A 21,367-nucleotide genomic window follows, 5' to 3' on the forward strand; every position below is an offset into this window, starting at 1 on the left:
CTAGATTTTTTAACTTCTGAACTTCTTTGTAAAGATGAATAATCCAAAAACCCAAAATAATATTTCAAGATATGTGAAACTTGAAGATTACAAAGTTTTTGATTATGAAATTCCAGAAATCTTTTTGGACTTCGTAATTAAGAAAAATGTTGTGAATGTTACGACCAAACTAAAATTGGTAAAAAAAAATAAGAATACCAGAAATCTAATTCTAGATGGTACGGATATATTAATAAAAAAAATATTTATAGATGACTCACTACTGGGAAAGGAATACTACAAACAGCAAAAAAATAACTTAAAAATTGAAAATATAAACAAAGATAATTTTTTATTAAAAATAGAGGGAATAATTAAACCGAAGGAAAATACATCCCTTTTAGGAATGTATGAGAGCAATGGAATTATAACTACGCAATGTGAGGCTGAGGGATTTAGAAGAATAAGTTTTCACTCTGATAGGCCTGATATTCTAAGCAAATACACCGTGAGAATTGAGGCAGACAAGAATGATTACCCTGTCTTACTTTCAAATGGTAACGTCGTAAAAGAAAATAATCTTGCAAATAATCGACATGAAATAATTTGGGAAGACCCATATCCGAAGCCCTCATATCTATTTGCATTGGTAGCGGGGAACCTTAATTGTGTAAAAAACAATTTCATAACAAAATCGAATAAAAAAGTAGAAATAAATATTTATGTTGAGTATGGCGATGAAAAATATGTTCAACATGCAATAAGTTCCTTAAAGAAATCTATGAAGTGGGACGAGGATAAATATAACCTTGAATACGATTTGTCATTATTCAATATTGTTGCAGTCAGACACTTTAATATGGGAGCAATGGAAAATAAAAGTCTCAATATTTTCAACTCAAAACTAATACTCGCTAATTCTGAAACAACAACTGATGAAGAATTAGAAAGAATAGAGGGCGTGATCGCCCATGAATACTTCCATAATTGGACGGGGAATAGAGTGACTTGTAGAGATTGGTTTCAACTATCTCTAAAAGAAGGCTTAACAGTATTCAGAGATCAACAGTTCACAGCAGACCTTCATAATCATGAAATCAAGAGACTTGATGATGCGAAATTTCTTAGGAAAAATCAATTTAGAGAGGATTCTGGTCCAACATCACATCCTGTAATGCCAGAGAGATACCAAGAAATAGACAATTTCTATACGACCACGATTTACGAGAAAGGAGCAGAAATAATTAGAATGCTTAATAAGCTTGTAAAAGATGAAAATTTCTATAGAGGATTTAGTAATTACATCTCAACATATGATGGAAAGGCAGCAACAATAGACCAATTTGTCGATAAAATATTAGAGCATAATAAGGAAATCGATCCTGAAAAGTTTAAAATCTGGTACAAACAAAATGGGACCCCAAAAATAAAATTCAAGAGAATCTGGGATCAAACAGGCAAAAAACTTACAATTGAAGCCTCACAATGTAATCCAATAAAGAACAACCCATATAATGATTTACCACTAATAATTCCTATAAATCTGGCTATATTTTGCGGTGATAATATAACGATAGAAAAAACAGTTGTTTTAAAAACAAAAAAACAAGAATTCATTTTTAGGAATGTAAGATCTGACATTCAAATGCCTTTAGTAACTTATTTTCGCGAATTCTCTTCACCTGTTGAGTGGGAATCAGATACTACCTTGGATGAAAAATTTTTAATTTTAAAATATGAAAAAGATTTTTTTACACTATCTAATACTGTAAAAGTATTTTATAAAAAAATTATTTTATGCAGATTAGATGAAAAACCAGATCATAAAATTGAAAATAAATTAATAAGCACCTTAATATCATTTATAAAAAATAAAGATATTAATTTATCCCTTTTATCAGAATTACTAAGTATACCGACATTTGCTGAAATTGAATCGGAGATAGAAAATATAGACCCTTTAAAGATATATAAAACTATTGACGAATTAAATCATTTATTTGGTACCAAATTAAAAGAAGAATTACGTTTTAAGCTCCAAGAAATAGAGAATAATCTAGATAAAGTTTGGCCAGAAGGTAAAAATGAAAGAAAAATAATCGAAACTATTTGGAAACTACTCTTAAGCAGTGATGATAGGGAAATTAAAGGCAAAATAATTAATTATGTCGATAGTAATTCGATGACGTTAGCAAAAGCTGCAATGAATTCTATCAGTAGAATTAATTGTCCTGAAAGAAAAATTATTTCAAATATATTCTTCAATAAATGGAAAAATAATAGTGTCGTTTTGGATAGTTGGTTCTCATTTAATGCATCTATAGAAATTGATGAAAAAACAAGCAGCATTGAAAAATTGTTTGAAAACAAGTTTTTTGATTCAAAATCACCCAACACTTTAAGAGCTATATTAAATACATTCGTAACAAAAAATAGTACTTTTCATGCAATTAATGGTTCTGGTTATAAATATATTGCAAAAAAGATAATTGAATTTGATAAATTAAATCCAATAGTAATTTCCCGTTTTGTAAAAGTATTTAGTAGATATAATTATTATTCAGAACCTTACAAAAGTAATATGATAGAAACAATAAAGCAGATTAAAAAAAATAAACTATCAAAAAACACTAAAGAAGTATTAGATGCAATAATAGATTGATTTTTTGATGATATTTAACTAAATATAATAATAACAATTGTAAATATTAATAATAAAATAAATATAAGATACTTATTAACAAAAATATAATCAAATACATTAATATTATTATCGTTATTCCACTTTTTATTTACATATTCCTTAGTTATAAATTTATTAGGTCTGCCACAATATAAACATGTTGGGGCAGTTTTTAAAATTAAATTTTTACATTGGGGGCACTTTTTTTTTTCCATAATTTAATCTTACTGAATAAAATTGAAATAAGAAACAATAAATAAAATAAGTAATTTAAATTTAAATTTAAATTTAAATTTTATTTTTATATATTGAATAATTAAATATCATTGCAAAAAAAAATTTGATTCTAACTATTTAATAAAATTAAATATAATGAAAAATTAGTATTTGGTTTGAAATGTTTGCAATTGCACTTGGAATGTCCCCTGTCGAAAAAATCACTGTTGCAATATCTGCTTCAATTTTTATAATCGCCTTTACATGGGTCTCGATTAAGGGAGATTTAAGAAAACTTGCTAATGAACTAATTGAAGATAATGAAAATAATCAGGATAATTAAAAAAATCTATCAACCTACTTTGCATGCAAGCTAGGATAATCAATAATATGCCTAATTTCTTTTAGAGAAGAACCATAGATTTTTTCACCATTAAAGTGAACACCAATCCATTTTTCCTTTTGATTAAAAAAATTACTTTTAGTAGTATCCCTCTCGAGATAATCTTTATTATCCCAATTTAAAGTTATATCCCAACCTTTATAATTTTCTATCATTGAGAAAGAGAGCACATACCCAAATAATACTCAGAGAGACACTTAATAAAAACAAAGGAAATAAGTATTTTTTTCGTTATTTTTATTTAATATTTATATACTACTGACTTTTATTTTAAAAGCAGCTTCATCTGCATTTTTTCTAGCCAAATTAATGTCAGAATTTGATGAGAGAACAACACCCATTCTTCTGCCTTTTCTGGAAACTGGTTTGCCAAATATGAGCACTTTGGTCTTTTCAAATTTTAATGCTTCATTAAGACCCTCATAAATAGGATTAGGATACTCTTGGTTAGAGAGTATAACTCTGGTTGCAGAGGGCTCTATTAGATCTATGCGCGGTATTGGTAAATTTAAAAAAGCCCTTAAATGTAATTCAAATTCATTAATATTTTGACTAACTAATGTAACCATACCAGTGTCGTGTGGTCTTGGAGATAATTCTGAAAATATAACCTCACTTCCTCTTATAAAAAATTCTACTCCGTATAATCCAGCTCCATTAAGGTTATTTAATATTCTACTTGTCATTCTCTTAGCTTCAATAATTAAGGATTCCTTGATCTCTAAAGGTTGCCAACTACATTGATAGTCTCCATTAGATTGCAGATGTCCAATTGGTAAACAAAAAATATTTTCACCATTTTCTTTTCTTACAGTTAAAAGAGTAAACTCAAAATCAAAATTAATAAATTCTTCAATAATTACACCTTTGACCTTTCCTCTTGAATTTGCTTGTGCCTGATTCCAAGCATTTTGTAAATCATTTTTTGTTTCAACCAAACTCTGCCCTTTTCCTGAAGAGCTCATTAAAGGTTTAAGTAAAAGTGGGAATCCAATTTCATCTGCTTTTTTTTCTAAATCATCAAATTCAAGAATATAATCAAACTTTGCAGTTTTAATTTTTAAATCGTTAGAAGCTAAGTCTCTAATTTTATCTCTATTCATTGTAATTTCTACAGTTCTGGCGTTGGGAACAATATTGAATCCTTCATCCTCGAGTTCTTTTAGGGCCTCAATTGAAAGTGCCTCTATTTCTGGGACAACATAATCAGGCTTAAATTCTTTTATAACACTTTTTAAAATATTTTTATCTCCCATATCAATTACTCTTGAATAATCAGCAACTTGCATTGCAGGAGCTTTTTCATATCGATCAATTGCAATAACTTCTAATCCTAATCTTTTGGATTCTATTACTAATTCTTTTCCAAGCTCGCCACTACCAAGTAATAAAATTCTCTTTTTAGAAAAAATTGATTCTTTCATATATATAAAACTTATTCCTCATCACCAGAAGGTTGTGAAGATGTATCATCTGTAATTTTTTTATCTTTAGAAAAACTAAATAAAAAATTTCTACCATACCAATTTTGACTTCGAATGCTATTGGTTATTGATTTTGAAATTGCTCCTAAAAAAAAGATTCCAATCATTGCCCAAATAATTCTTTCTAAAGCAATTGCAGGCGAAAAACCTTGACCGGAATTAATAATTTCAGTAAGTGGGTCTAAAGGGTCCAAATTTAAACTGATTTATAATAACAATTATAAATGGTTAAATAGATTAAAAATTAAAACTTACGAAAGAAATAACCAAAACTACAATATAAATTAAACACAATAAAGTCTATACAATGCTATCTTCAAAGGGTGATTTTTTTTAGACATGCAAGTTGACGTACAAAATACTACTGTTCTCTCCGCAGACGGATCAGCCATAAAACTAGGTGAATATTCAGGGGAAGTAATTTTAATTGTTAATGTAGCTAGTTATTGCGGAAATACTGCTCAGTATGAGGATCTTCAAAAGCTACATGATTTATATTCAAGCAAAGGCCTAAGAATACTTGCATTCCCTTGTAATGATTTTGGGAAACAAGAACCCGACTCTCTTTCAGAAATAAAAGATTTTTGCACAACAAAATATGGAGTTAAGTTTGAAATCTATGAAAAAGTTCATGCCAAAGGCAACACCACAGAACCATACACAACCCTTAACAAAGTTGAACCTGAAGGAGATGTTGAATGGAATTTCGAAAAGTTTCTGATTGGGAAAGACAGTAAAGTAATTGCAAGATTCAAGCCAGGTGTTAAACCGTTTGACGAAAACTTAATAGCAGCTATAGAAGTAGCTTTAGATTCATAAAAACCTTTTTATAATTCAAATTAAAATACTAAAATTAAAGACTCTTTATATTTAATTAAAAAATAAGCAATTTTTTTTAAAGTTTTTTTTTTAAGGATTTAACTTTTCTAGTATTCTTATATTTATTTTAAATCTTATTTATTATCAGAATCAACTTCTACGTCTATTATTTCATCTTTAACAGTTCTTTTTTTAGGTTTAATTGATTTTACCTTTGGCTCTATTGTCTCTCCTTTAACTTCACTTTCTTCTGGTTCCTCTGATTTTACTTCTGCCTCTATTGTTTCTTCTTTAACTTCACTTTCTTCTGGTTCCTTTGATTTTACTTCTGCCTCTATTGTTTCTTCTTTAACTTCACTTTCTTCTGGTTCCTTTGATTTTACTTCTGCCTCTATTGTTTCTTCTTTAACTTCACTTTCTTCTGGTTCCTTTGATTTTACTTCTGAATTTACTAAGCTTTGATCTTCATCTTTACTTAAGAGGAACTTTAATAGTTTTTTAAATAATAAGAAACCTTTTTCAATTCTTTTTGGACCTAAAATTGAAAGCAAAATTACTAATATTATGAATATTTCAGGTGAATTTAAACCTAATAGTTTCATTAAATTTCATATTCTATTTATATTTTAGTACATGCTAAAAATTTAATCTAATTATTCTCAAAAGTTGGTAAATAGAGTTCCCTATTTGATGCAATTAAACCTTCTTCTTTAAAAAAAATCTCTAGGTCTTTTAGATCATTTATATCTACAAATTCACCACAATTATCTAATATATTATTATGGGTAAAATTCCATAAATCAGCCAAATATTCGTCATCATCTGGAAATGCTACAAATTTCAAATATGTATTATTCAGAGCATATTCACTAGCAAAATCAGAATCTAAACCTTCCCTCTTAGCATCACAAAAAACTTTAGCAAATCTTTTGCCTACAGAAGTTTGAGCACTTGATAAATCTAAATTACCTTGTATAGCATTTACATTTATTGGTGAAATAAAAATAATTATTGGTAGAAAAATAGATACTAATATAAACAAGAAAAAATTTCCTTTTTAAATTTCAACTCAATATAAACTAGCAAAAAAAGTAATCAATTAGGCCTATTTAAGTAAAAGCACTTATTATAAATTAAGAAATAAATAAAAAACATAAAATCAGACCCTTATCTAAATTTATAATAAAGAAATATTATATAAATTTAAAATTATATGTCTTCAAATATAAGGCTAAAAGGAAGGGGAGTTAACAGGATAATTACGAGTAAGGTCATGCTATCGCCATTAGCAGGAGTTACAGATAATATTTTTAGACGGCTTGTACGTAAATGGGCTCCAAACTCTTTACTTTTTACAGAAATGATAAATGCCACAAGTCTTAAAAAAGGATATGGCACACAAAAAATCAATCAAATAGATTTAGAAGAAGGTCCAATTGGAGTACAAATATTTGATAATAGGCCATATGCTGTTTCTGAAGCTGCGAAACAAGCTGAGGATTCTGGAGCATTCTTAATTGATATAAATATGGGATGTCCAGTAAAAAAAATTGCAAAGAAAGGTGGAGGCAGTGCTTTAATTAAAGACCGAAAACTTGCTATAGAATTGGTCAAAAATGTTGTAAAAGCTGTTAGGGTTCCAGTAACAGTAAAAACACGACTCGGATGGGATAGTAAAGAAGAAAATATAGAGGATTTCTTATTTAATCTTCAAGATGCAGGAGCAACGATGATCACACTTCATGGAAGAACTAGAAAACAGGGTTTTTCAGGGGAATCAGATTGGGAAATGATCGGGAGACTTAAAAAGTTATTGGAAATTCCAGTAATTGCTAATGGAGATATCAAAAATCCAGATGATGCTCTTAATTGTTTAAAAAAAACAAATGCTGATGGTGTAATGATTGGACGCGGAATTTTGGGATCCCCATGGAAAATTGGAGAAATAGATTATGCTCTTAAAGAAAATAAAAATTTTAAAGAACCAAACACAGAAGAAAAACTATATTTAATTATTGAGCATCTTGATGAATTAATAAAAGAAAAAGGAAATCACGGATTGCTAATTGCAAGAAAACATATCTCATGGACATGCAAAGACTTTAAAGGAGCATCAAAGTTGAGAAATAACTTGGTTAGAGCTGTTGATAAAAATGAAGTTAAAAATTTAATAATTAAAATGATTAAAACTTTGAATAATGAAAAAAATAGATTAGCTTAAAAAAAATTATTTTTTAAATGAAAATTATTAGTAAAGAAACAAGTAAAAGAGTTTGTGATCACATGAACAATGATCACATAGATTCAGTGCACAAATATCTTACCCATTATGGGAAGATATCAACATTTGAGAATGCCTATATGGAAGAAATTAATAATAGTTATATAAAAATCAATTACGATGGCCAATCAGCAATTATCAATTTTAAAAATGAAATATCTGAAGAAGAAATTCATTCAACTTTAGTATCAATGATTAAAGACATTAAAGAATAAAATAATTTATAAAAAAATTCTAATTTTTATTTTCATAGTAATCAGTTATCTTTTTACATTCTTCAAATGAAAGCATGCTTAATCTAGATGTGGCTTTTATTTTTAAAATTGCACAAACAGCTAATAAATCAGCGCTATCCACAGTAAGTGCTTCAGAAAGTTCTAGGACCCTAAGACCTTTCATTAGTATTAAAAAATCTTTTTTACATTATCAAGAACCTTAAAATCAATGGGCTGCATTTTTCCCTAAACCTGCAACGAATGGAAAAGTTTGTTCATCACCAAATAAATCTTCTACCGAAGAATTAGAAATCTTATTTTTTTTATTATCAGGCTTAATTTCTTCAATTTCATTAGAAATATTATCTTTAATGTTATTTTCAATTTCATTTGCTAATAAATTATTCGTATTAGAAAATATTGAAAAAACTAATACACATAAAAACAAAACAATTTTTTTCATAAAAAAAATTTATCTAATACTATTTTTATATGCAAATAGTGTTATTTAGAAAAACTAGTTTATTTTAAAACAAATCTATATAAATCAAAATCAAAAAATATTCATCTTCCCAACTTATTTCTATTTTTAAATCTAATTAAAAAATAAAGACCTATTAACAAAAGAATTGCCAAGGAGTACTGATTAAGAAAAACATAAACCATATAGACGAGAAAGGGGAATAAGCACGCCCTCTTGAAATTTAATTTCTGTTCCTTTGACATATTTTTCCAATTTAAATATTCTTCCCATTGAAAAATCTTTTTCATTTTTCTAGTTTTATTTTTACGATTAAACATAACTTTATAAATATAGTTTTGATGATTCTTATGTTAATAAATAAAATTAATCTAAAATATCAAAATATGTTTTTTCATTGAAATAAAATTTTCTAAATAAAAGATGAACTCAAAACCAGTTTGGAAAATAGAAAAAATTGTTTTACCTCAACATGCAGATCATGCAGGGGTAATGTGGCACGGTAAATATTTTAATTGGCTTGAAGAAAGCCGAATAAATGCGCTTTCAGAAGTAGGTATAAGTTATTTCGAACTAACTAAAAATGGATTAGATTTACCTTTAATCAATACTTCTATAAAATATAAATCTCCTTTATTTCTTGGTGAAAAAATAACAATCGAGAGCGAATTCAATATTGATAAAAGTCCTAGGATTAATGTAATTTCAAAATTTCATAACAAGAAAAATGAAATCTTAACGATTGCTGAAGTCAATTTAGTCTTAATAAATAAACTGAATTTTTCTATAATAAGAAAAAGACCAGATTTCCTATCAGAAGCCTTTAGTAAATTAAATGGTTGAAATTATTATCCGCCAATTCAACGATTTAATGATTATGAATATATTTCAAGTTATTGATTCTTATCAATATGAAATGGAATCAAGATATCAAGAAAAATCAATGCTCACAAATCTTTTTACAGAGCACAAATTTATAGGATGGTTAGGGTTGTTTATAGTATTTTTCTCTATCTTTGCAATTTTTGTTTTTCAATTTCTTGAGTGGGAAAGTAATGACAATAATAAAAGTTAAGAAGATTTAATGCTTATAATTCAATTGAAAGACTTAAAAAATGGCTATCTACTTAAAAATAACTAACCCTACGGAGGTTGTTAAAAAAAAGACCTCAAAATGGCTTACAGATATTACACCTGAAAGAATTGATAGAAAATTGGTCGAGGATGAAGTAATAAAAGGCATTATCGAGCAATTAACATTAGAAGGCATAAAAGGAGAAATATCAGCAATTAATGGGTTTGAAGTAAATGAATCTTCAGTAATAACAAAAAATAATTTTGTTATTAGAAAAACAAAAACTTTTTAAATAGAAAATAAAAATCTTTAATGAAAATTTTTTTTATTTTAATTATTTTTATCATTTTTTTAATTTTTAGAATTGTAAGAGATTATCAAATTAAAAAGAAAAAATTAAAAATAAATAATGCCTTAAATTCCAATTTTTTTATTCAAACAATTAATAATTTAATAGACGAGAACAAATACAATTTGTTAGAGGAGAGGATCAGATTAAGGGAAATAGATGCTTACGGTAACGAGGATTATAAAAAATGGATTGGTAATCCACCTCTTGATGAAAAAGCCATTGAGAAAAATATATTTAATGGGTCTAAGAGATTTAAAGAGGGTATACCATACTTCTGGGAAAGAGTAATTCTAAAAAAATTTGGTAGTATGGAATTATTTTTCGAAAAGTGGAGATCATATTGTATTGAAAATCCTACTATTGATGATGAGATAGTTGGATCTATTAGAAAGCTCGAGACTGAAGATTGGTTTGTTTTCATAGCTAGTCAAATTGAGAAATCATGCTTAAACCTAATAGAAAAAAACTACTCAAGTAAAAGCAAGGGAAACTACAAAAAAGGTATTAGATTTGAAAATCATTGTATGGAAATTCTCAAACAAAATGGCTGGGAAGTAAAAGAAACCCCTAATACAGGAGATCAAGGGGTTGACTTAATTGCGTCCGTAAATGATTTGAGAATATGTATACAATGCAAAGATCATGAAAAAGCCATTGGCAATAAAGCAGTTCAGGAAATTTCAGCTGGTAAATTATTTTGGAAAGGTACACATGCAATAATAATCTCAAGATCTGGCTTTACAAAGTCTGCGCATCAACTAGCAAAATCAAATAAAGTGGAACTAATTAATGAATATCAAATAAAAGATTTAGAAAAATTTATTGTTTAAATACTTTATATCAATTGAGTTAAGCCCTCTTTGTAAAGCAAAAGAGTTGAAAAAATTCCTGAGGCCCACATTAAACCTCTAGCTGTGGGGATATTAAATACATAGGCACCAATATATAAAAAACGAAAAATAGGATGAATCAATGCTGCAATTATTGCAATATTAGAGTCAGTTAAAGTAATCAAACAAAGAAGACATGCGGGTGCATGTAGGGAAATACTTTCCCAACAATTTTGATGACACCAAACTGCTCTCTTTCCAAAAGAAGGTAATTCATCGAATAAAGCCCTTGGAGCAGACATATTTTCAACAGAATATCCCGCTTTAACTCGCCCTATAGTTAATGGAATAATCGATAATAAAACAACACCAACTGATAGACAAAGGCTCCAGGCAAAAGCTACTTGCATATGATTTAAATAATATTATTAGCTTAATAATTGAAGCTCGTTATCGTGATAAATGAAAAATCATTACCATAGATAAAACTTTGCAAAAAATGTTGTAATTTATAAAAAAAATCATTTATGGATATTTCAAAGATTTTTTTAATTTTTGGCATAAGTTTACTAATATATTCTGCTTTTCTGTTTTTAGGATTTTTTCTTAAGAATAAAAATTTAAAGGCACAGAATCTAAAAAAAGAAGAATAGATTATTAATGCCAAGAAAATTTTCTATTTTCTCAATATTTTTATATCTTTTTGAATATATTTCATGGAAATAAAGTTTGATCCAAATAATAATGAGGGATATTTGAAATCAAATAAGACAGTTGCTGGTATATGAAAAAATTTTATAAATTTCTTAAAAGTTTTCTATTTATATCACTTTGGCTTATTTTATCCTCATTTTTAAACCAATATTGGAATACCTTTCATTGGGAATATATTTACTTAAACTTCAGAATTATATTTGATAAAGAATTTTGGTTTGTTGTCGAAAAAATTCTTTTAGGATTTGATATTGGTTACTGGTTAGAAGAAGCACTAAAATTCTTAAGTTATGAAATACCTAAAGAATCATTTAAATATTTACCAATTTATTTCGTATTAAAGTCTATTTGGATAAAGAATTAATTTATTTTTTTAATAGATTTTAATAAATTCCTTGAAATTCTTGAATAAAGTAGGTGAATTTATTTTTCTTAAAACAAATAAAGTTCCTTTATCACCTCTACAGATTCTAAGCTTATTACTTAAATAAGTTATTTCTAACCACCCTAATTGTTCATTATTTATTTCTTTCATAGCCTTTATATTTTTTCTTCCAAATTTAGGACCAATAACACCAGCATGTGTAAATTTGACCCCAATTTTTTTTTCATTTATGTAATTAAGTCTTATTAAAATGCCAGTACCAATAATTGATTTTATTCCTCTAGGTTTAAGTAAATTAAGACCATTTAAATTTAAGGGATCAAGAATTTGAAGGTTATCAATAAAAGGAGAATATTTTAAAAAAGGGCTATTAGAACTACTCCACCTAAGCTCCCAAACACCCTGCAAATCATTTCTATCTTTGGTAAAGGAAAAATTATGATCAATTTCAAGTTGTTCGGCAATAGTACGTATACTCTCTGAATTTGGAGATTTAAGAAGTAAATTTAATAAATCATTTTCGGTTTCCATTTAATAAACACTAGAGTATATAGCTAAGGATAAATACTTACCTCCATGTGCTATATTCTACCCAGAATATGTTGATTTGATGACAAAGAGCTATTGGCTAAAGAAAATTTCAATTCCAAATGCTGATTTATTTCTGGAATATATAAGGACAGTATTGCCTTGGATTAAATCTGTGGGAGGAGTAATAGTAAAAAGAGATTTAATACAAGAATCAACCTCAAATGAATGGGATGGAGGGCAGCTTGGATTAGTAATTGAATTCGAATCAAAATTTGCTGCTAAAAAAGCATTTTATTCTGAAGTATTTCAAAAATATCTGCAGTCCAGAGACTTAATGGAATTAGTTACTATAAGTACTCTTTAAAAAATCAACCAATAGCGATCTCACACAAACAATTTATAAGTATTTATTCCTATTAAATTATTTATGTAATATTTATAACTTCACTAGCAATAGCATATTTTGCAAAATTTAAATGTAAAAGTAATCCGTTAATCAAATGAACTATTCAACAGAAAAGGACGATTATTTGATGACAACTCCATATACAAAAAAAATTCAGCAAAAATTTGAAAAGGTTAAATCTTTTTTAGAGCAAAATGGATTTAATCCTTCATCAGAGAGCTTAATGCAAGATATAGTTAGCTCAGAAGAATATATTGCTAAAAATGGCTTATAAAATATCAGAATATATTCAGAGTCCTTAAATAATAAAAACCACCTATTAGAAAAGGTAATAATATTCCAATAAATAAAAATATGGATTTCTTTGATTCGCCTTCTGATATGGGGTTAATTTCCGGTTCAATTGCAAAACCATTTTGTCTACCACCGCTTTCGGTTGTATAACCTTTTTTATTCATAAGAAAAATAATCTAAGCAGATTATCTCATGTAAAAACTTATTTAAAAAAATTTTTTACATTTAGAATTAAAATAATTTTAAGATCTAATAATTGATTTCTATCTGAGATTTCAATTTGGCAGCTTTTTTTAAAAGACTTACAACTTCCTTACGGCCATTAGCAAACTCAGCCTTATTAAGTAACTCGCTATATTTTTTTGTGATTTCTCTATGATTCATTTTGAGTATTATTATAAATAAATTATAAAGTTACTAAAAAAAATTTTTGTATAAAAGATATCAAAAAAGACTTTAAGTACCTTTACCTATTTAAACCAACCTTTATTCTTTGGTTTAATCTCTTCTTTAATAACTTCTTTTTTTCTCCCAAATAATCCCTTTTTTTGGACTGTTAAATTCTCTTCAACAGGTTTAGATTTTCTGCTAAATAAGCCTTTTTTAGGTTCTTTTTTAATTGATTCTTTTTTGTCGGAAATCTTTGTTTTTTTAGGATTAGATTTTGAATTTTTGGGTTTGCTATCTGCAAATAAAGTTTGATACACAAAAAAAGCAAAAACAGCAAAGAAACCTAATGCCTGTACTAAAGCAGTTCCAAGATTATCAAACATTTAGGCCTCAACTTTGTATAGTGATTCTTTTTCTTTCGCTTCTATACATTTTTTATCATCAGACAAGCATTCAATTTCTGCCTTCTTCTCAGTATGAGAACTGCAGCCACCTGCATTTGCATTAGATATCGAAAACAAAGTTAGTACCCCTAAAATTAAGGCGAATGAGATGTTAATCGGTTTCATGAATTTTATTTTTATTATGGAAAAATAATTTTGCAACTGCGAAGATAATCTTCTTTTCTGCTAAAAGTATCCCCTTTTATATATCTATTTGTAGTAATTAACTAAATCGATAATTAATATTGCTAATAATGAAAAACCTAAAATGAAAGGTAAATAAGGATATTTATTTAAAATTTTGTTTAGTTGATTTTTCGATGTTTGTTTTTCCTTTTTCTTTTCTCTAGGTGGTAAGCCTAACTCTTCCCTTCTCTTAGCTTCTCCCATAATTTTTAAACTGTTTATGACTATTCTATATATCTAGTAGTCGTAGTGTATTGTTCTAAATTTAAATTATTAACGGTTAAATTAATTTAAATTTTGGATATATTAAAAATATATAAAAAAAATTACATGATAGAAGTAGTTTGGTCAGTAAATATGATGATTGCAATTCTTATTATTGGTGTTGCCTGGGTTCTTTATTACATATTTACTTATGATCAAAAATTTACTTCCTAGATAAATGTCAGATAAAGATCTAAGTAATTTTCTAAAAAAAATAGAGCAACTTAATCAAATTGCTGAGCTAATAAAAAATAATCCTAGTAAAAAGTTATCCCTTTCAAAATGCAAGAATCATGATGAAGTAATTAAATTAACCACTGAATGGGGTTTTGATATTGGTAAAAGGTGGGGAGAATATTAATTGATTTTATTACCAGCATTATTAAAATTGCCATCAACATCAAATTAAATTCCTAATATTAATTAGTATTTCTTGTATTGGAGTTATGAAAGAAATTAGAGAGATAAAGTCAAATATATATAAAATAGCTGCTGTTACAGATAGGGGGCAAAGATTAAATAAATTAATTTCGCCAATGTATGAGGAAAAAGCTAATGAAATGGATGAATTGATTGATGCTCTTAAAAACTTTAGTTTTGAAATATCAGAAAAATTATTGTCTGGAGAGTGGGAATTGATTTTTTCTAATGTTGAATTATTTCGAAGTTCCCCTTTCTTCCTTGCTATTGAAAAGGCATTAAATGATGAATTTAAAAGTAATCTTTTTTTTAAATTACATCAATTGCAAGTAGGATCCTTTGGCATTTCAACTATTGGGAGAATTGCTCAAAAGATTGATTTTGAAAAAAAAGAATTTATATCTACTTTTGACACTACAATATTTGGGCTTACAACTATTCCTATCTTAGGTTGGTTCAAACTATTGCCTACTTTTGGTGGAAGAGTAATAACCCTAGCAAGTGATTTAGTTTTAAGAAATAATTTACTTGATATGAACTTACAAAAGACAAAAGTTTCCAAAGTTGATGGACTTAATAAGATTCCATTATTTAGTGAATTACTTATGAATCGATGGTATCCAGTTAAAGAGGTATGGAATAAGTTACCTTGGAATAAAGATTCGCCAAATTGCCAGGTTTCAATTGTATATTTAGACGATGAAATGAGAATTATGCAGGATATGTATGGGTCTATTTTTATTTATATAAGGCCTTCAATTTCCTTGTTGAATTCAAATTCAATCTCTAATGATTAATTAAAACACTGAAAATACTGCCATGAGTTAAATTCAAGATAATAATCCAGATCCTTTCAAATAAAATTTAAATAAAAGAATCACTAAAAGATTTACTATTGCTAAGGCTACTAAGCCATTTCTGTTTTTTACATCTAATTTCTTGATTACCTTAGAAAGGTAAACTACTGGATTTTCTGGCTCTTTATTATCCAAATTTTATTTAAATTTTAATTTGACAAAAAAATATCACAGTTTCATTTGAAGAATCAAAATTGTAAAGATGAATATCCAAAAAGAAATAAATAATTTTTAACCCATAATTCCTGCATTTCTTAAAAACGCTTTACCCATATTGCCAATTACAAAAAATAGAGACAGGTTAATTAAAAGGACTATTAATAATGCCAACATTTTATAGTTTGGATTAGATGAAATGCCATCAAATCCATTATTAAGAAATCTTTTAAAAAGTGATTTGTCAATTTTTAGTTTTTGTCGCTCAGAATCAAGTTTTACTTTTTCTTCTGAAGAATCTTGATTACTTGCTTTCTCTAGAAATTCTGTAAATGCCTTAACATTTTCTTCTTTTTTATTCCCCTCATTAAGATCTTTATTGTCTTCATTCAAATTGGGGGACGATTCGATTGAATTATTTTCCTCAGGATTAAGTTTTGAATCTTCCAAATTAATAGTAAATGCTAGGAGTATATTACACCATAAAAAAAACCCACTCGATCAATTGAAGAGAGGGTTAGCTAAGGTTAAAGTTCTTGTCTTGATAATAATTTATTTTAATTAAATTTGCGGTTGCAGCATAATGAAGTTTTAATTTAGATTATATTCGAGGTAATTTTTTCTTACACATGTTAGATGCAAATACTAAAAAAGCATGTAAAGATGATCCCTCAATAAGAGAAATTAAAATTAGAAATATAGAACATGCTATTGAACAAGCAGAATTGATTATAAAAGAATCAAAAATGAGCCAAGAAGAATTAATCTTTTTAAAAAGAAAAATATCGGACTCAAGACAAGATTTAGAGATACTTTATTTAATGAAAATTCAATGAAAATAAATTTGTTAATCTTTAAAAGGATTGAATATATGCAAAGAAAATTAATTTGTATATTTGAAGACTTATAAAGTTATAAGGGAATGTAATTATTTGTATAAAGGTTCTAGTTATGTCTAAAAATAATCTATATATACCTTTAAAGGTTGTTCCATACATTTTCATATCAATTACTGCCATAGCAATAACAGCAGCTACATATGTAATTACTTAGTTCTATAAGCTATGTAAAGCTTTTAGATATTAAATAAATTAAAATATTTGTAATAACTAATTATATGAATAAATTCAAAATAGCAATTTTTACAATATCAATAATCATATTTTCCCTAATTGGGATTAAAAAATTAATTTATATAAATCAAATTAAAGATATAAAAAATAAAGAAGAATCATTTTTAAATGAATCTATACGTGTTTTAAATGCATGTTTCGATCTAGAAAATAAAAATAAAAGAACTCTTAATAAATCAATTGAATTAATTGAGTATTGCTTAGAAGAATATGGATATAAAAACTGATTTCAAAACTTGAATGAAGAATTTCCTTAATACTCCACTAATATGCAAATAAAAATTTCTCATCAATAATCTTGTTATGTTCCATGATTTTTATTTAATAATATTTTCCTAATTTAATTTTTTTAAAATGACTAAAGTTAAATGTTCTTATTTAGGAAATTTAAACTGTGAGGCTATTCATCTACAATCTGGAAGTCTTATTAGAACTGATGCACCTTTAGATCACTGCGGTAAAGGTGAAAGTTTTTCCCCAACTGATTTATTAGCAACATCTCTAGGTACTTGCCTGTTAACCATCATGGCAATCAAAACCAAATCGAAAGGATATGATTTGAAAGGTATATATTTAAATATTGAAAAAGTAATGACACAAAATAGCGAAAGGAAGATAAAAGAACTAATAATAGATATTTTTATACCAGAGAGCACTTCTAATGAAACTATTGATTTTTTGAAAAAAGCTTCCAAAGAATGTCCAGTTACAAGAAATTTATCTCAAGAAATAGATATTAAAATTAGTTGGCATCATGAATAAACCTAAAATATAGTAATTACAAAAATATAATGAAATACTTTATTGGAATAATCATTCTTTTATTTGGAATATATATAATTACAGACTTGGCATTAAAGACTAGGTATACAAGAAAAAGACTTTCAAAAGGAAAAAAATAAATCTTTTAAATTTTTAATACTGCAGATAAAGTTAATAGATTTATTTTTGAAATAAGAATTAAGTCATATTTTAGTCAAATTTTTTCACTATTTTTTGGTCAATCAAACTAATTAAAGGGATCATGAAATTTACATTTATTCCAACAGTGCACCATGCATAAATAATAAGAAAAAATATTTTTATAAATAAATTAGGGGGTAAGGTGAAAAATATTTTGAAAAACCCGCCAATGAATAATACTAATATTCCAATTTGAAAAAGACCTTTGATTATCCATTTCAGTCCATTTTTTTTAATGTTTTTATAAAACCAGAAAAAAACAAAACAAAATAATAAAAAATATATAAAATTTATGATCATCGTTTTTGGAGAAAATCTAATAAATTCGCCATTATCAAGGCATGATGATAATTATCACTTTTTTATCTTCTAATTTTTTTTAAAAAAAGAAAAAGTTATACAAAAAACAATAAAAACAAATTATTTTTTAACTTTTTATCTTAAAACATTTTGGATTTTAGTAAATCAACTCTTTTTTGATTCACTCCCAAATCACTTTCTCCAACTCTTGATTCTGATCTTATTGATAAGATGTTTGATTCATTTGAAAAGGATACTTCTAAGTCGTCTACATACTTCATCCATTTACTGGTTGCCTCTGCATGAAGATAATCGCCATCAATTTCTACAATCTCAGTTCTTGGAGTGTTTTCGATAAATGTTTTAATCTCTTCAAAAGGTTTCTCAATATTATTTACTTCCCATTCTTCTCGTACACAATGAGCAATCTCTACACAAGGTTTTAGTTCTACATGTGAGGCAAATGATGAAGAAGGGAATATAAAGCTTGAACAAATTAAAATTGCTAAAAAAAGTATTTGCATTAACAGAAGAATTTAACGACTCATAATCTAACGAATTAAATTACTAATTTGTAATGAAGACCTAATTATTTTGTAAGAAAGCATATTTATTTTTATATTCAGAATTTAATATGTACTTCTAATAATCCCAAAAAAAAAGATCCCTCAAAGAGAGATCTTTTTAAAATTGATTTATAACAAGTGTTTCCTTGTTTCCACTGAAATAAATCAATTCCTCCTACACACAATCTTAATATCACACCTAAATTCAAAATATGAAATGCCCAATAGACCTCTATCTTAACTGTCACAAGGCAAAAAATACAAAAAGTACTCAAACATCAAGGTCGAGTACTTTTAAAGTTATCAGAAAAAAGTGTGTGAGGAGTTTCTGATGTATTAAATCTACTCCGTAGGGAATTTAAAAGGCTACAGTATAAATTACTAATTATTTAAATCTTTCAGAAAAATTGGGCGTTGATTAAAAAAATAATCAAAAACATAAAAAATTCATGAAAAGCATTTACAAAAAAATCATTTTTATTATTTCGGCAATTGCTCTTTTTTCAGTAATAGTAAGTGTTGTCAAATATTCGCTTACTTATATTGAAAATAATCCCGAAAAATACTTACCTACACAAAAGTAAGAAAAAAAATTAAGTATAAATTCACTTCAAAAAATCTATAAAGTGTCTTAAATATGTCCTACATAGACAGCTTGAGTCATGAAAATCCAAAATACTTCAGTTCTTAATCAGAATAATATTCATTTAACTCAATTCAAAAATAAGCATAAATATCAAATACTTGAGAATTACTGGAAGAAAAGAAAGAAAGAATGTGAAAAAAATCTTTCAAAATTTTGCTAATCGATAATTATGAATTTTATTTTTTCTTTTTTATTAGCATCTGTGATGTGGGTACAAGTTCCACAGTGGGAAGCTGACTGGTCAAAATGTGCTGTAGATGTTCCCGATTCATCATGTCACTGGTACGTAGCTGCTCCCGATAATACTTTTGGGGAAGGATTTAATTGGGAAAATGCTCCTTGGTTTGATGCTAATGGATTACAGGATGTAGCTAAAATTGAGAAAGAATCTGTAGTAGAAAAACTTCAAAATAACTAAAGTTTCTATTTCATCAATTAACTTTTAAAAGTATTTAAATCTAGTTGCTTAGTGGTTAACTTTTGATTAATTAAAAAAATTTTTATGCGTTTCAAAGTAAATCTCAAAAAAAATGGAAAGGAATTTGATGAAGTTGTCATAGCTAATAATAAAAAAGAGGCAATGCAATTAGCCTTAAAAAACAATCCTGAAGCTCAAGCATTAAACTCTGACTGGACGTTTAAGATTTAATTAATTGCGAAGTTTAGGAATCAAAAGAGATGCAACGCAAATGACACTTATTGCAGGCCCAGGCGATAGATTAAAGACTAGGGAGAGAATAAAGCCCAGAAGTGAGATGCATAAACCAAAAAATGAAGACCTCATCATTGCAATTCTTAAACTATGAGCCTTATTTAGGCCTAACAAAGTTGGGGTAGAGAGAAGAGCAATTACAAGAATTACTCCTACTGCTGACATTGAACTAACAATTACTAATGCTGTTGTAAAACTAAGAGCAAGATTTAATAAAGAAACATTTATACCACTCGCAGATGCACCTTCTGGATCCAGTCCAACGTAAACAACCTTTTCATATCCAAAAGTTATCAAGATCATAAATACTAAAAATGCAATTATTGTCCTAAGTAAATCCCCAAAATTTGCTGTCAATAAATCGCCAAATAGTACTGCTTCCAAATCAATCCTTATTCCGAGTAAAGGAATAATAAGTACTCCAAACCCAAGCATTCCAGCGAGAATAGTGTTCATAACTGCTTCATAATTTTCACTTTTTCTATTAGTTAAACTTTCCGCAATTACAGAGCCTAAAAGACCACTTATAACACCACCAATTGAGGGGTGAACTCCAAGCGCTAATGCGAGAGCAAGTCCAGGCAACACACAATGAGAGATTAAATTAACTTGTAATAATCTTTTATGAGTAATTAATACAGTCCCCATTGCTGGACATAAGATCCCTGAAAAAATTGTTATTATTAATGGAACAAGCCACCAGTTGTTATAAATAAAAGACATTATTCGAATGATTCGGTATGATCAGAAATACGGGCCATAAAAAGATCTCGAAAACAATGGTAACTAAGTCTGACATTACCAAAAGACAAGAACAACTTCTTGAAGAACTGAATAATTGTGATGATGAATTGAGCGGACAAGAGTTGCATAGGCAGCTGATGATTAAAGGTAAATCTATGGGTTTGACAACTGTTTATAGAAATCTGCAAGTCTTGATAAAACATGGCTTAATTCGTTCTAGACATCTACCAAATGGAGAAGTTCTCTATACTCCCGTTGATAGAGATATTCATCATTTGACCTGCGTTCAATGCGGAGAGACTTCGAAAATGGAAGGTTGTCCTGTTAAAGATATTCATACGCCAAAAAAAAATTCCCAAAAGTTTCAACTTTTGTTTCATACACTCGAATATTTCGGACTTTGCCAAAACTGTTACCAAGCTCAAAATTAAGAGAGAAA

38 protein-coding genes are annotated in these 21,367 nt (G+C 27.5%); 21 read left to right on the forward strand and 17 right to left on the reverse strand.

Translation table 11 applies throughout. The features are described from left to right. The first annotated feature begins 34 nt into the window (after positions 1 to 34). Entirely contained in the window at positions 35 to 2,641 is a 2,607-nt protein-coding gene (pepN, locus tag EV02_RS06840) for an aminopeptidase N (RefSeq protein WP_032519005.1), read from the forward strand. Positions 2,642 to 3,059: 418 nt separating this feature from the next. Continuing rightward, entirely contained in the window at positions 3,060 to 3,221 is a 162-nt protein-coding gene (locus EV02_RS06835) for a hypothetical protein (protein ID WP_025933616.1), read from the forward strand. Positions 3,222 to 3,235: 14 nt separating this feature from the next. Here the strand turns inward: EV02_RS06835 and EV02_RS06830 are convergent, their stop codons facing one another. The 3 genes from EV02_RS06830 to EV02_RS06820 form a co-directional block, all read right to left on the reverse strand. Beyond that, a complete protein-coding gene (locus EV02_RS06830) occupies positions 3,236 to 3,436 on the reverse strand; it encodes a hypothetical protein (protein WP_032519007.1) in 201 nt (66 codons plus the stop codon). Between the two features lie 93 nt (positions 3,437 to 3,529). Then, complete coding sequence (purT, locus tag EV02_RS06825; RefSeq protein WP_032519008.1) at positions 3,530 to 4,705, reverse strand: formate-dependent phosphoribosylglycinamide formyltransferase; 1,176 nt, start codon at positions 4,703 to 4,705, stop codon at positions 3,530 to 3,532. Between the two features lie 11 nt (positions 4,706 to 4,716). Continuing rightward, positions 4,717 to 4,959, reverse strand: coding sequence for a hypothetical protein (locus tag EV02_RS06820; protein ID WP_032519009.1), 243 nt, complete (start codon positions 4,957 to 4,959; stop codon positions 4,717 to 4,719). 145 nt (positions 4,960 to 5,104) lie between these two features. On the opposite strand from EV02_RS06820, the gene EV02_RS06815 reads away from it, so the two are divergent. Then, positions 5,105 to 5,584 carry a glutathione peroxidase gene (locus tag EV02_RS06815; RefSeq protein ID WP_032519010.1) on the forward strand — a complete coding sequence of 160 codons (480 nt, stop codon included), beginning with the start codon at positions 5,105 to 5,107 and terminating at the stop codon, positions 5,582 to 5,584. Between the two features lie 134 nt (positions 5,585 to 5,718). Here the strand turns inward: EV02_RS06815 and EV02_RS06810 are convergent, their stop codons facing one another. Further along, on the reverse strand, positions 5,719 to 6,186 hold the full coding sequence (locus EV02_RS06810; protein ID WP_032519011.1) for a hypothetical protein: 468 nt from the start codon (positions 6,184 to 6,186) through the stop codon (positions 5,719 to 5,721). Positions 6,187 to 6,233: 47 nt separating this feature from the next. Next, complete coding sequence (locus EV02_RS06805) at positions 6,234 to 6,626, reverse strand: hypothetical protein (RefSeq protein WP_032519013.1); 393 nt, start codon at positions 6,624 to 6,626, stop codon at positions 6,234 to 6,236. A gap of 171 nt (positions 6,627 to 6,797) precedes the next feature. On the opposite strand from EV02_RS06805, the gene dusB reads away from it, so the two are divergent. Both dusB and EV02_RS0108610 read left to right on the forward strand, forming a co-directional pair. Continuing rightward, entirely contained in the window at positions 6,798 to 7,805 is a 1,008-nt protein-coding gene (dusB, locus tag EV02_RS06800) for a tRNA dihydrouridine synthase DusB (protein ID WP_032519016.1), read from the forward strand. Between the two features lie 17 nt (positions 7,806 to 7,822). Then, positions 7,823 to 8,080 (forward strand): DUF2470 domain-containing protein, encoded by a 258-nt coding sequence (locus tag EV02_RS0108610; RefSeq protein WP_032519017.1) that lies wholly within the window; start codon positions 7,823 to 7,825, stop codon positions 8,078 to 8,080. Positions 8,081 to 8,099: 19 nt separating this feature from the next. On the opposite strand, the gene EV02_RS09435 is transcribed toward EV02_RS0108610, so the two are convergent. Further along, complete coding sequence (locus EV02_RS09435) at positions 8,100 to 8,264, reverse strand: translation initiation factor IF-2 N-terminal domain-containing protein (RefSeq protein ID WP_179850545.1); 165 nt, start codon at positions 8,262 to 8,264, stop codon at positions 8,100 to 8,102. A 42-nt stretch (positions 8,265 to 8,306) separates the two neighbouring features. Then, on the reverse strand, positions 8,307 to 8,543 hold the full coding sequence (locus EV02_RS06795; RefSeq protein WP_032519019.1) for a hypothetical protein: 237 nt from the start codon (positions 8,541 to 8,543) through the stop codon (positions 8,307 to 8,309). Positions 8,544 to 8,984: 441 nt separating this feature from the next. Here EV02_RS06795 and EV02_RS06785 point away from each other — a divergent pair, with 441 nt between their 5' ends. From EV02_RS06785 to EV02_RS06775, 4 genes are read left to right on the forward strand one after another with little or no spacing between them, the layout of a single operon-like run. Then, positions 8,985 to 9,404 (forward strand): acyl-CoA thioesterase, encoded by a 420-nt coding sequence (locus EV02_RS06785; protein WP_025891745.1) that lies wholly within the window; start codon positions 8,985 to 8,987, stop codon positions 9,402 to 9,404. A 34-nt stretch (positions 9,405 to 9,438) separates the two neighbouring features. Beyond that, entirely contained in the window at positions 9,439 to 9,636 is a 198-nt protein-coding gene (locus EV02_RS0108615; RefSeq protein ID WP_011818539.1) for a hypothetical protein, read from the forward strand. A gap of 40 nt (positions 9,637 to 9,676) precedes the next feature. Next, positions 9,677 to 9,928 (forward strand): hypothetical protein, encoded by a 252-nt coding sequence (locus EV02_RS06780; RefSeq protein ID WP_011818540.1) that lies wholly within the window; start codon positions 9,677 to 9,679, stop codon positions 9,926 to 9,928. 20 nt (positions 9,929 to 9,948) lie between these two features. Next, entirely contained in the window at positions 9,949 to 10,818 is an 870-nt protein-coding gene (locus EV02_RS06775; RefSeq protein ID WP_032519022.1) for a restriction endonuclease, read from the forward strand. A gap of 5 nt (positions 10,819 to 10,823) precedes the next feature. On the opposite strand, the gene EV02_RS06770 is transcribed toward EV02_RS06775, so the two are convergent. Further along, positions 10,824 to 11,228: an MAPEG family protein gene (locus EV02_RS06770; RefSeq protein ID WP_025952860.1), complete on the reverse strand. Its 405-nt coding sequence runs from the start codon at positions 11,226 to 11,228 to the stop codon at positions 10,824 to 10,826. A 374-nt stretch (positions 11,229 to 11,602) separates the two neighbouring features. On the opposite strand from EV02_RS06770, the gene EV02_RS06765 reads away from it, so the two are divergent. After that, a complete protein-coding gene (locus tag EV02_RS06765) occupies positions 11,603 to 11,896 on the forward strand; it encodes a hypothetical protein (protein ID WP_032519024.1) in 294 nt (97 codons plus the stop codon). 9 nt (positions 11,897 to 11,905) lie between these two features. On the opposite strand, the gene EV02_RS06760 is transcribed toward EV02_RS06765, so the two are convergent. Beyond that, positions 11,906 to 12,448: a PAP/fibrillin family protein gene (locus EV02_RS06760; RefSeq protein WP_032519027.1), complete on the reverse strand. Its 543-nt coding sequence runs from the start codon at positions 12,446 to 12,448 to the stop codon at positions 11,906 to 11,908. 79 nt (positions 12,449 to 12,527) lie between these two features. Between EV02_RS06760 and EV02_RS06755 the strand changes: the two genes are divergently transcribed. Together EV02_RS06755 and EV02_RS06750 are read left to right on the forward strand one after the other, a co-directional pair. Then, a complete protein-coding gene (locus tag EV02_RS06755) occupies positions 12,528 to 12,812 on the forward strand; it encodes a DUF1330 domain-containing protein (protein ID WP_011376579.1) in 285 nt (94 codons plus the stop codon). Positions 12,813 to 12,948: 136 nt separating this feature from the next. Next, complete coding sequence (locus EV02_RS06750) at positions 12,949 to 13,128, forward strand: hypothetical protein (protein WP_011863071.1); 180 nt, start codon at positions 12,949 to 12,951, stop codon at positions 13,126 to 13,128. 4 nt (positions 13,129 to 13,132) lie between these two features. On the opposite strand, the gene EV02_RS06745 is transcribed toward EV02_RS06750, so the two are convergent. The 4 genes from EV02_RS06745 to EV02_RS06730 form a co-directional block, all read right to left on the reverse strand. After that, entirely contained in the window at positions 13,133 to 13,312 is a 180-nt protein-coding gene (locus EV02_RS06745) for a hypothetical protein (RefSeq protein ID WP_011818547.1), read from the reverse strand. A 306-nt stretch (positions 13,313 to 13,618) separates the two neighbouring features. Then, positions 13,619 to 13,921: a hypothetical protein gene (locus tag EV02_RS06740; protein ID WP_032519028.1), complete on the reverse strand. Its 303-nt coding sequence runs from the start codon at positions 13,919 to 13,921 to the stop codon at positions 13,619 to 13,621. Continuing rightward, the gene (locus tag EV02_RS06735) at positions 13,922 to 14,107 is read right to left on the reverse strand and encodes a hypothetical protein (protein ID WP_241433699.1); all 186 of its coding nucleotides are present in this window, start codon (positions 14,105 to 14,107) and stop codon (positions 13,922 to 13,924) included. 84 nt (positions 14,108 to 14,191) lie between these two features. Then, on the reverse strand, positions 14,192 to 14,371 hold the full coding sequence (locus tag EV02_RS06730) for a hypothetical protein (RefSeq protein WP_025888492.1): 180 nt from the start codon (positions 14,369 to 14,371) through the stop codon (positions 14,192 to 14,194). 238 nt (positions 14,372 to 14,609) lie between these two features. Between EV02_RS06730 and EV02_RS06725 the strand changes: the two genes are divergently transcribed. Together EV02_RS06725 and EV02_RS06720 are read left to right on the forward strand one after the other, a co-directional pair. Beyond that, the gene (locus EV02_RS06725) at positions 14,610 to 14,792 is read left to right on the forward strand and encodes a Nif11 family protein (RefSeq protein ID WP_025888496.1); all 183 of its coding nucleotides are present in this window, start codon (positions 14,610 to 14,612) and stop codon (positions 14,790 to 14,792) included. A gap of 85 nt (positions 14,793 to 14,877) precedes the next feature. Next, positions 14,878 to 15,648, forward strand: coding sequence for a PAP/fibrillin family protein (locus EV02_RS06720; RefSeq protein ID WP_032519030.1), 771 nt, complete (start codon positions 14,878 to 14,880; stop codon positions 15,646 to 15,648). A 33-nt stretch (positions 15,649 to 15,681) separates the two neighbouring features. On the opposite strand, the gene EV02_RS09440 is transcribed toward EV02_RS06720, so the two are convergent. After that, on the reverse strand, positions 15,682 to 15,843 hold the full coding sequence (locus EV02_RS09440) for a hypothetical protein (protein WP_193742606.1): 162 nt from the start codon (positions 15,841 to 15,843) through the stop codon (positions 15,682 to 15,684). A 96-nt stretch (positions 15,844 to 15,939) separates the two neighbouring features. Beyond that, positions 15,940 to 16,314 (reverse strand): hypothetical protein, encoded by a 375-nt coding sequence (locus tag EV02_RS06715; RefSeq protein WP_032519031.1) that lies wholly within the window; start codon positions 16,312 to 16,314, stop codon positions 15,940 to 15,942. Between the two features lie 179 nt (positions 16,315 to 16,493). Here EV02_RS06715 and EV02_RS06710 point away from each other — a divergent pair, with 179 nt between their 5' ends. The 3 genes from EV02_RS06710 (at position 16,494) to EV02_RS06700 (ending at position 17,759) form a co-directional block, all read left to right on the forward strand. Continuing rightward, complete coding sequence (locus tag EV02_RS06710; RefSeq protein WP_011818557.1) at positions 16,494 to 16,700, forward strand: hypothetical protein; 207 nt, start codon at positions 16,494 to 16,496, stop codon at positions 16,698 to 16,700. 281 nt (positions 16,701 to 16,981) lie between these two features. Further along, entirely contained in the window at positions 16,982 to 17,224 is a 243-nt protein-coding gene (locus EV02_RS06705; protein ID WP_032519032.1) for a hypothetical protein, read from the forward strand. A 127-nt stretch (positions 17,225 to 17,351) separates the two neighbouring features. After that, complete coding sequence (locus tag EV02_RS06700) at positions 17,352 to 17,759, forward strand: OsmC family protein (RefSeq protein WP_032519034.1); 408 nt, start codon at positions 17,352 to 17,354, stop codon at positions 17,757 to 17,759. Between the two features lie 641 nt (positions 17,760 to 18,400). Here EV02_RS06700 and EV02_RS06690 read toward each other — a convergent pair. Next, a complete protein-coding gene (locus EV02_RS06690; protein ID WP_032519035.1) occupies positions 18,401 to 18,784 on the reverse strand; it encodes a DUF1499 domain-containing protein in 384 nt (127 codons plus the stop codon). A 704-nt stretch (positions 18,785 to 19,488) separates the two neighbouring features. Here EV02_RS06690 and EV02_RS09445 point away from each other — a divergent pair. The 3 genes from EV02_RS09445 to EV02_RS09450 all read left to right on the forward strand — a co-directional run bounded on the left by EV02_RS09445 (position 19,489) and on the right by EV02_RS09450 (position 20,121). Next, the gene (locus EV02_RS09445) at positions 19,489 to 19,632 is read left to right on the forward strand and encodes a hypothetical protein (protein WP_193742607.1); all 144 of its coding nucleotides are present in this window, start codon (positions 19,489 to 19,491) and stop codon (positions 19,630 to 19,632) included. A 9-nt stretch (positions 19,633 to 19,641) separates the two neighbouring features. Continuing rightward, positions 19,642 to 19,890 carry a hypothetical protein gene (locus tag EV02_RS06685; protein WP_011376589.1) on the forward strand — a complete coding sequence of 83 codons (249 nt, stop codon included), beginning with the start codon at positions 19,642 to 19,644 and terminating at the stop codon, positions 19,888 to 19,890. Between the two features lie 84 nt (positions 19,891 to 19,974). Continuing rightward, positions 19,975 to 20,121 carry a hypothetical protein gene (locus tag EV02_RS09450; protein ID WP_193742608.1) on the forward strand — a complete coding sequence of 49 codons (147 nt, stop codon included), beginning with the start codon at positions 19,975 to 19,977 and terminating at the stop codon, positions 20,119 to 20,121. Here EV02_RS09450 and EV02_RS06680 read toward each other — a convergent pair whose 3' ends face one another. After that, entirely contained in the window at positions 20,122 to 20,907 is a 786-nt protein-coding gene (locus tag EV02_RS06680; protein ID WP_032519037.1) for a metal ABC transporter permease, read from the reverse strand. Between the two features lie 17 nt (positions 20,908 to 20,924). On the opposite strand from EV02_RS06680, the gene EV02_RS06675 reads away from it, so the two are divergent. Then, entirely contained in the window at positions 20,925 to 21,359 is a 435-nt protein-coding gene (locus EV02_RS06675) for a Fur family transcriptional regulator (protein ID WP_032519038.1), read from the forward strand. Positions 21,360 to 21,367 lie beyond the last annotated feature (8 nt).

The organism is Prochlorococcus marinus str. SB (genome assembly GCF_000760115.1).
In the GTDB taxonomy this organism is placed as follows: Bacteria; Cyanobacteriota; Cyanobacteriia; order PCC-6307; family Cyanobiaceae; genus Prochlorococcus_A; species Prochlorococcus_A marinus_D.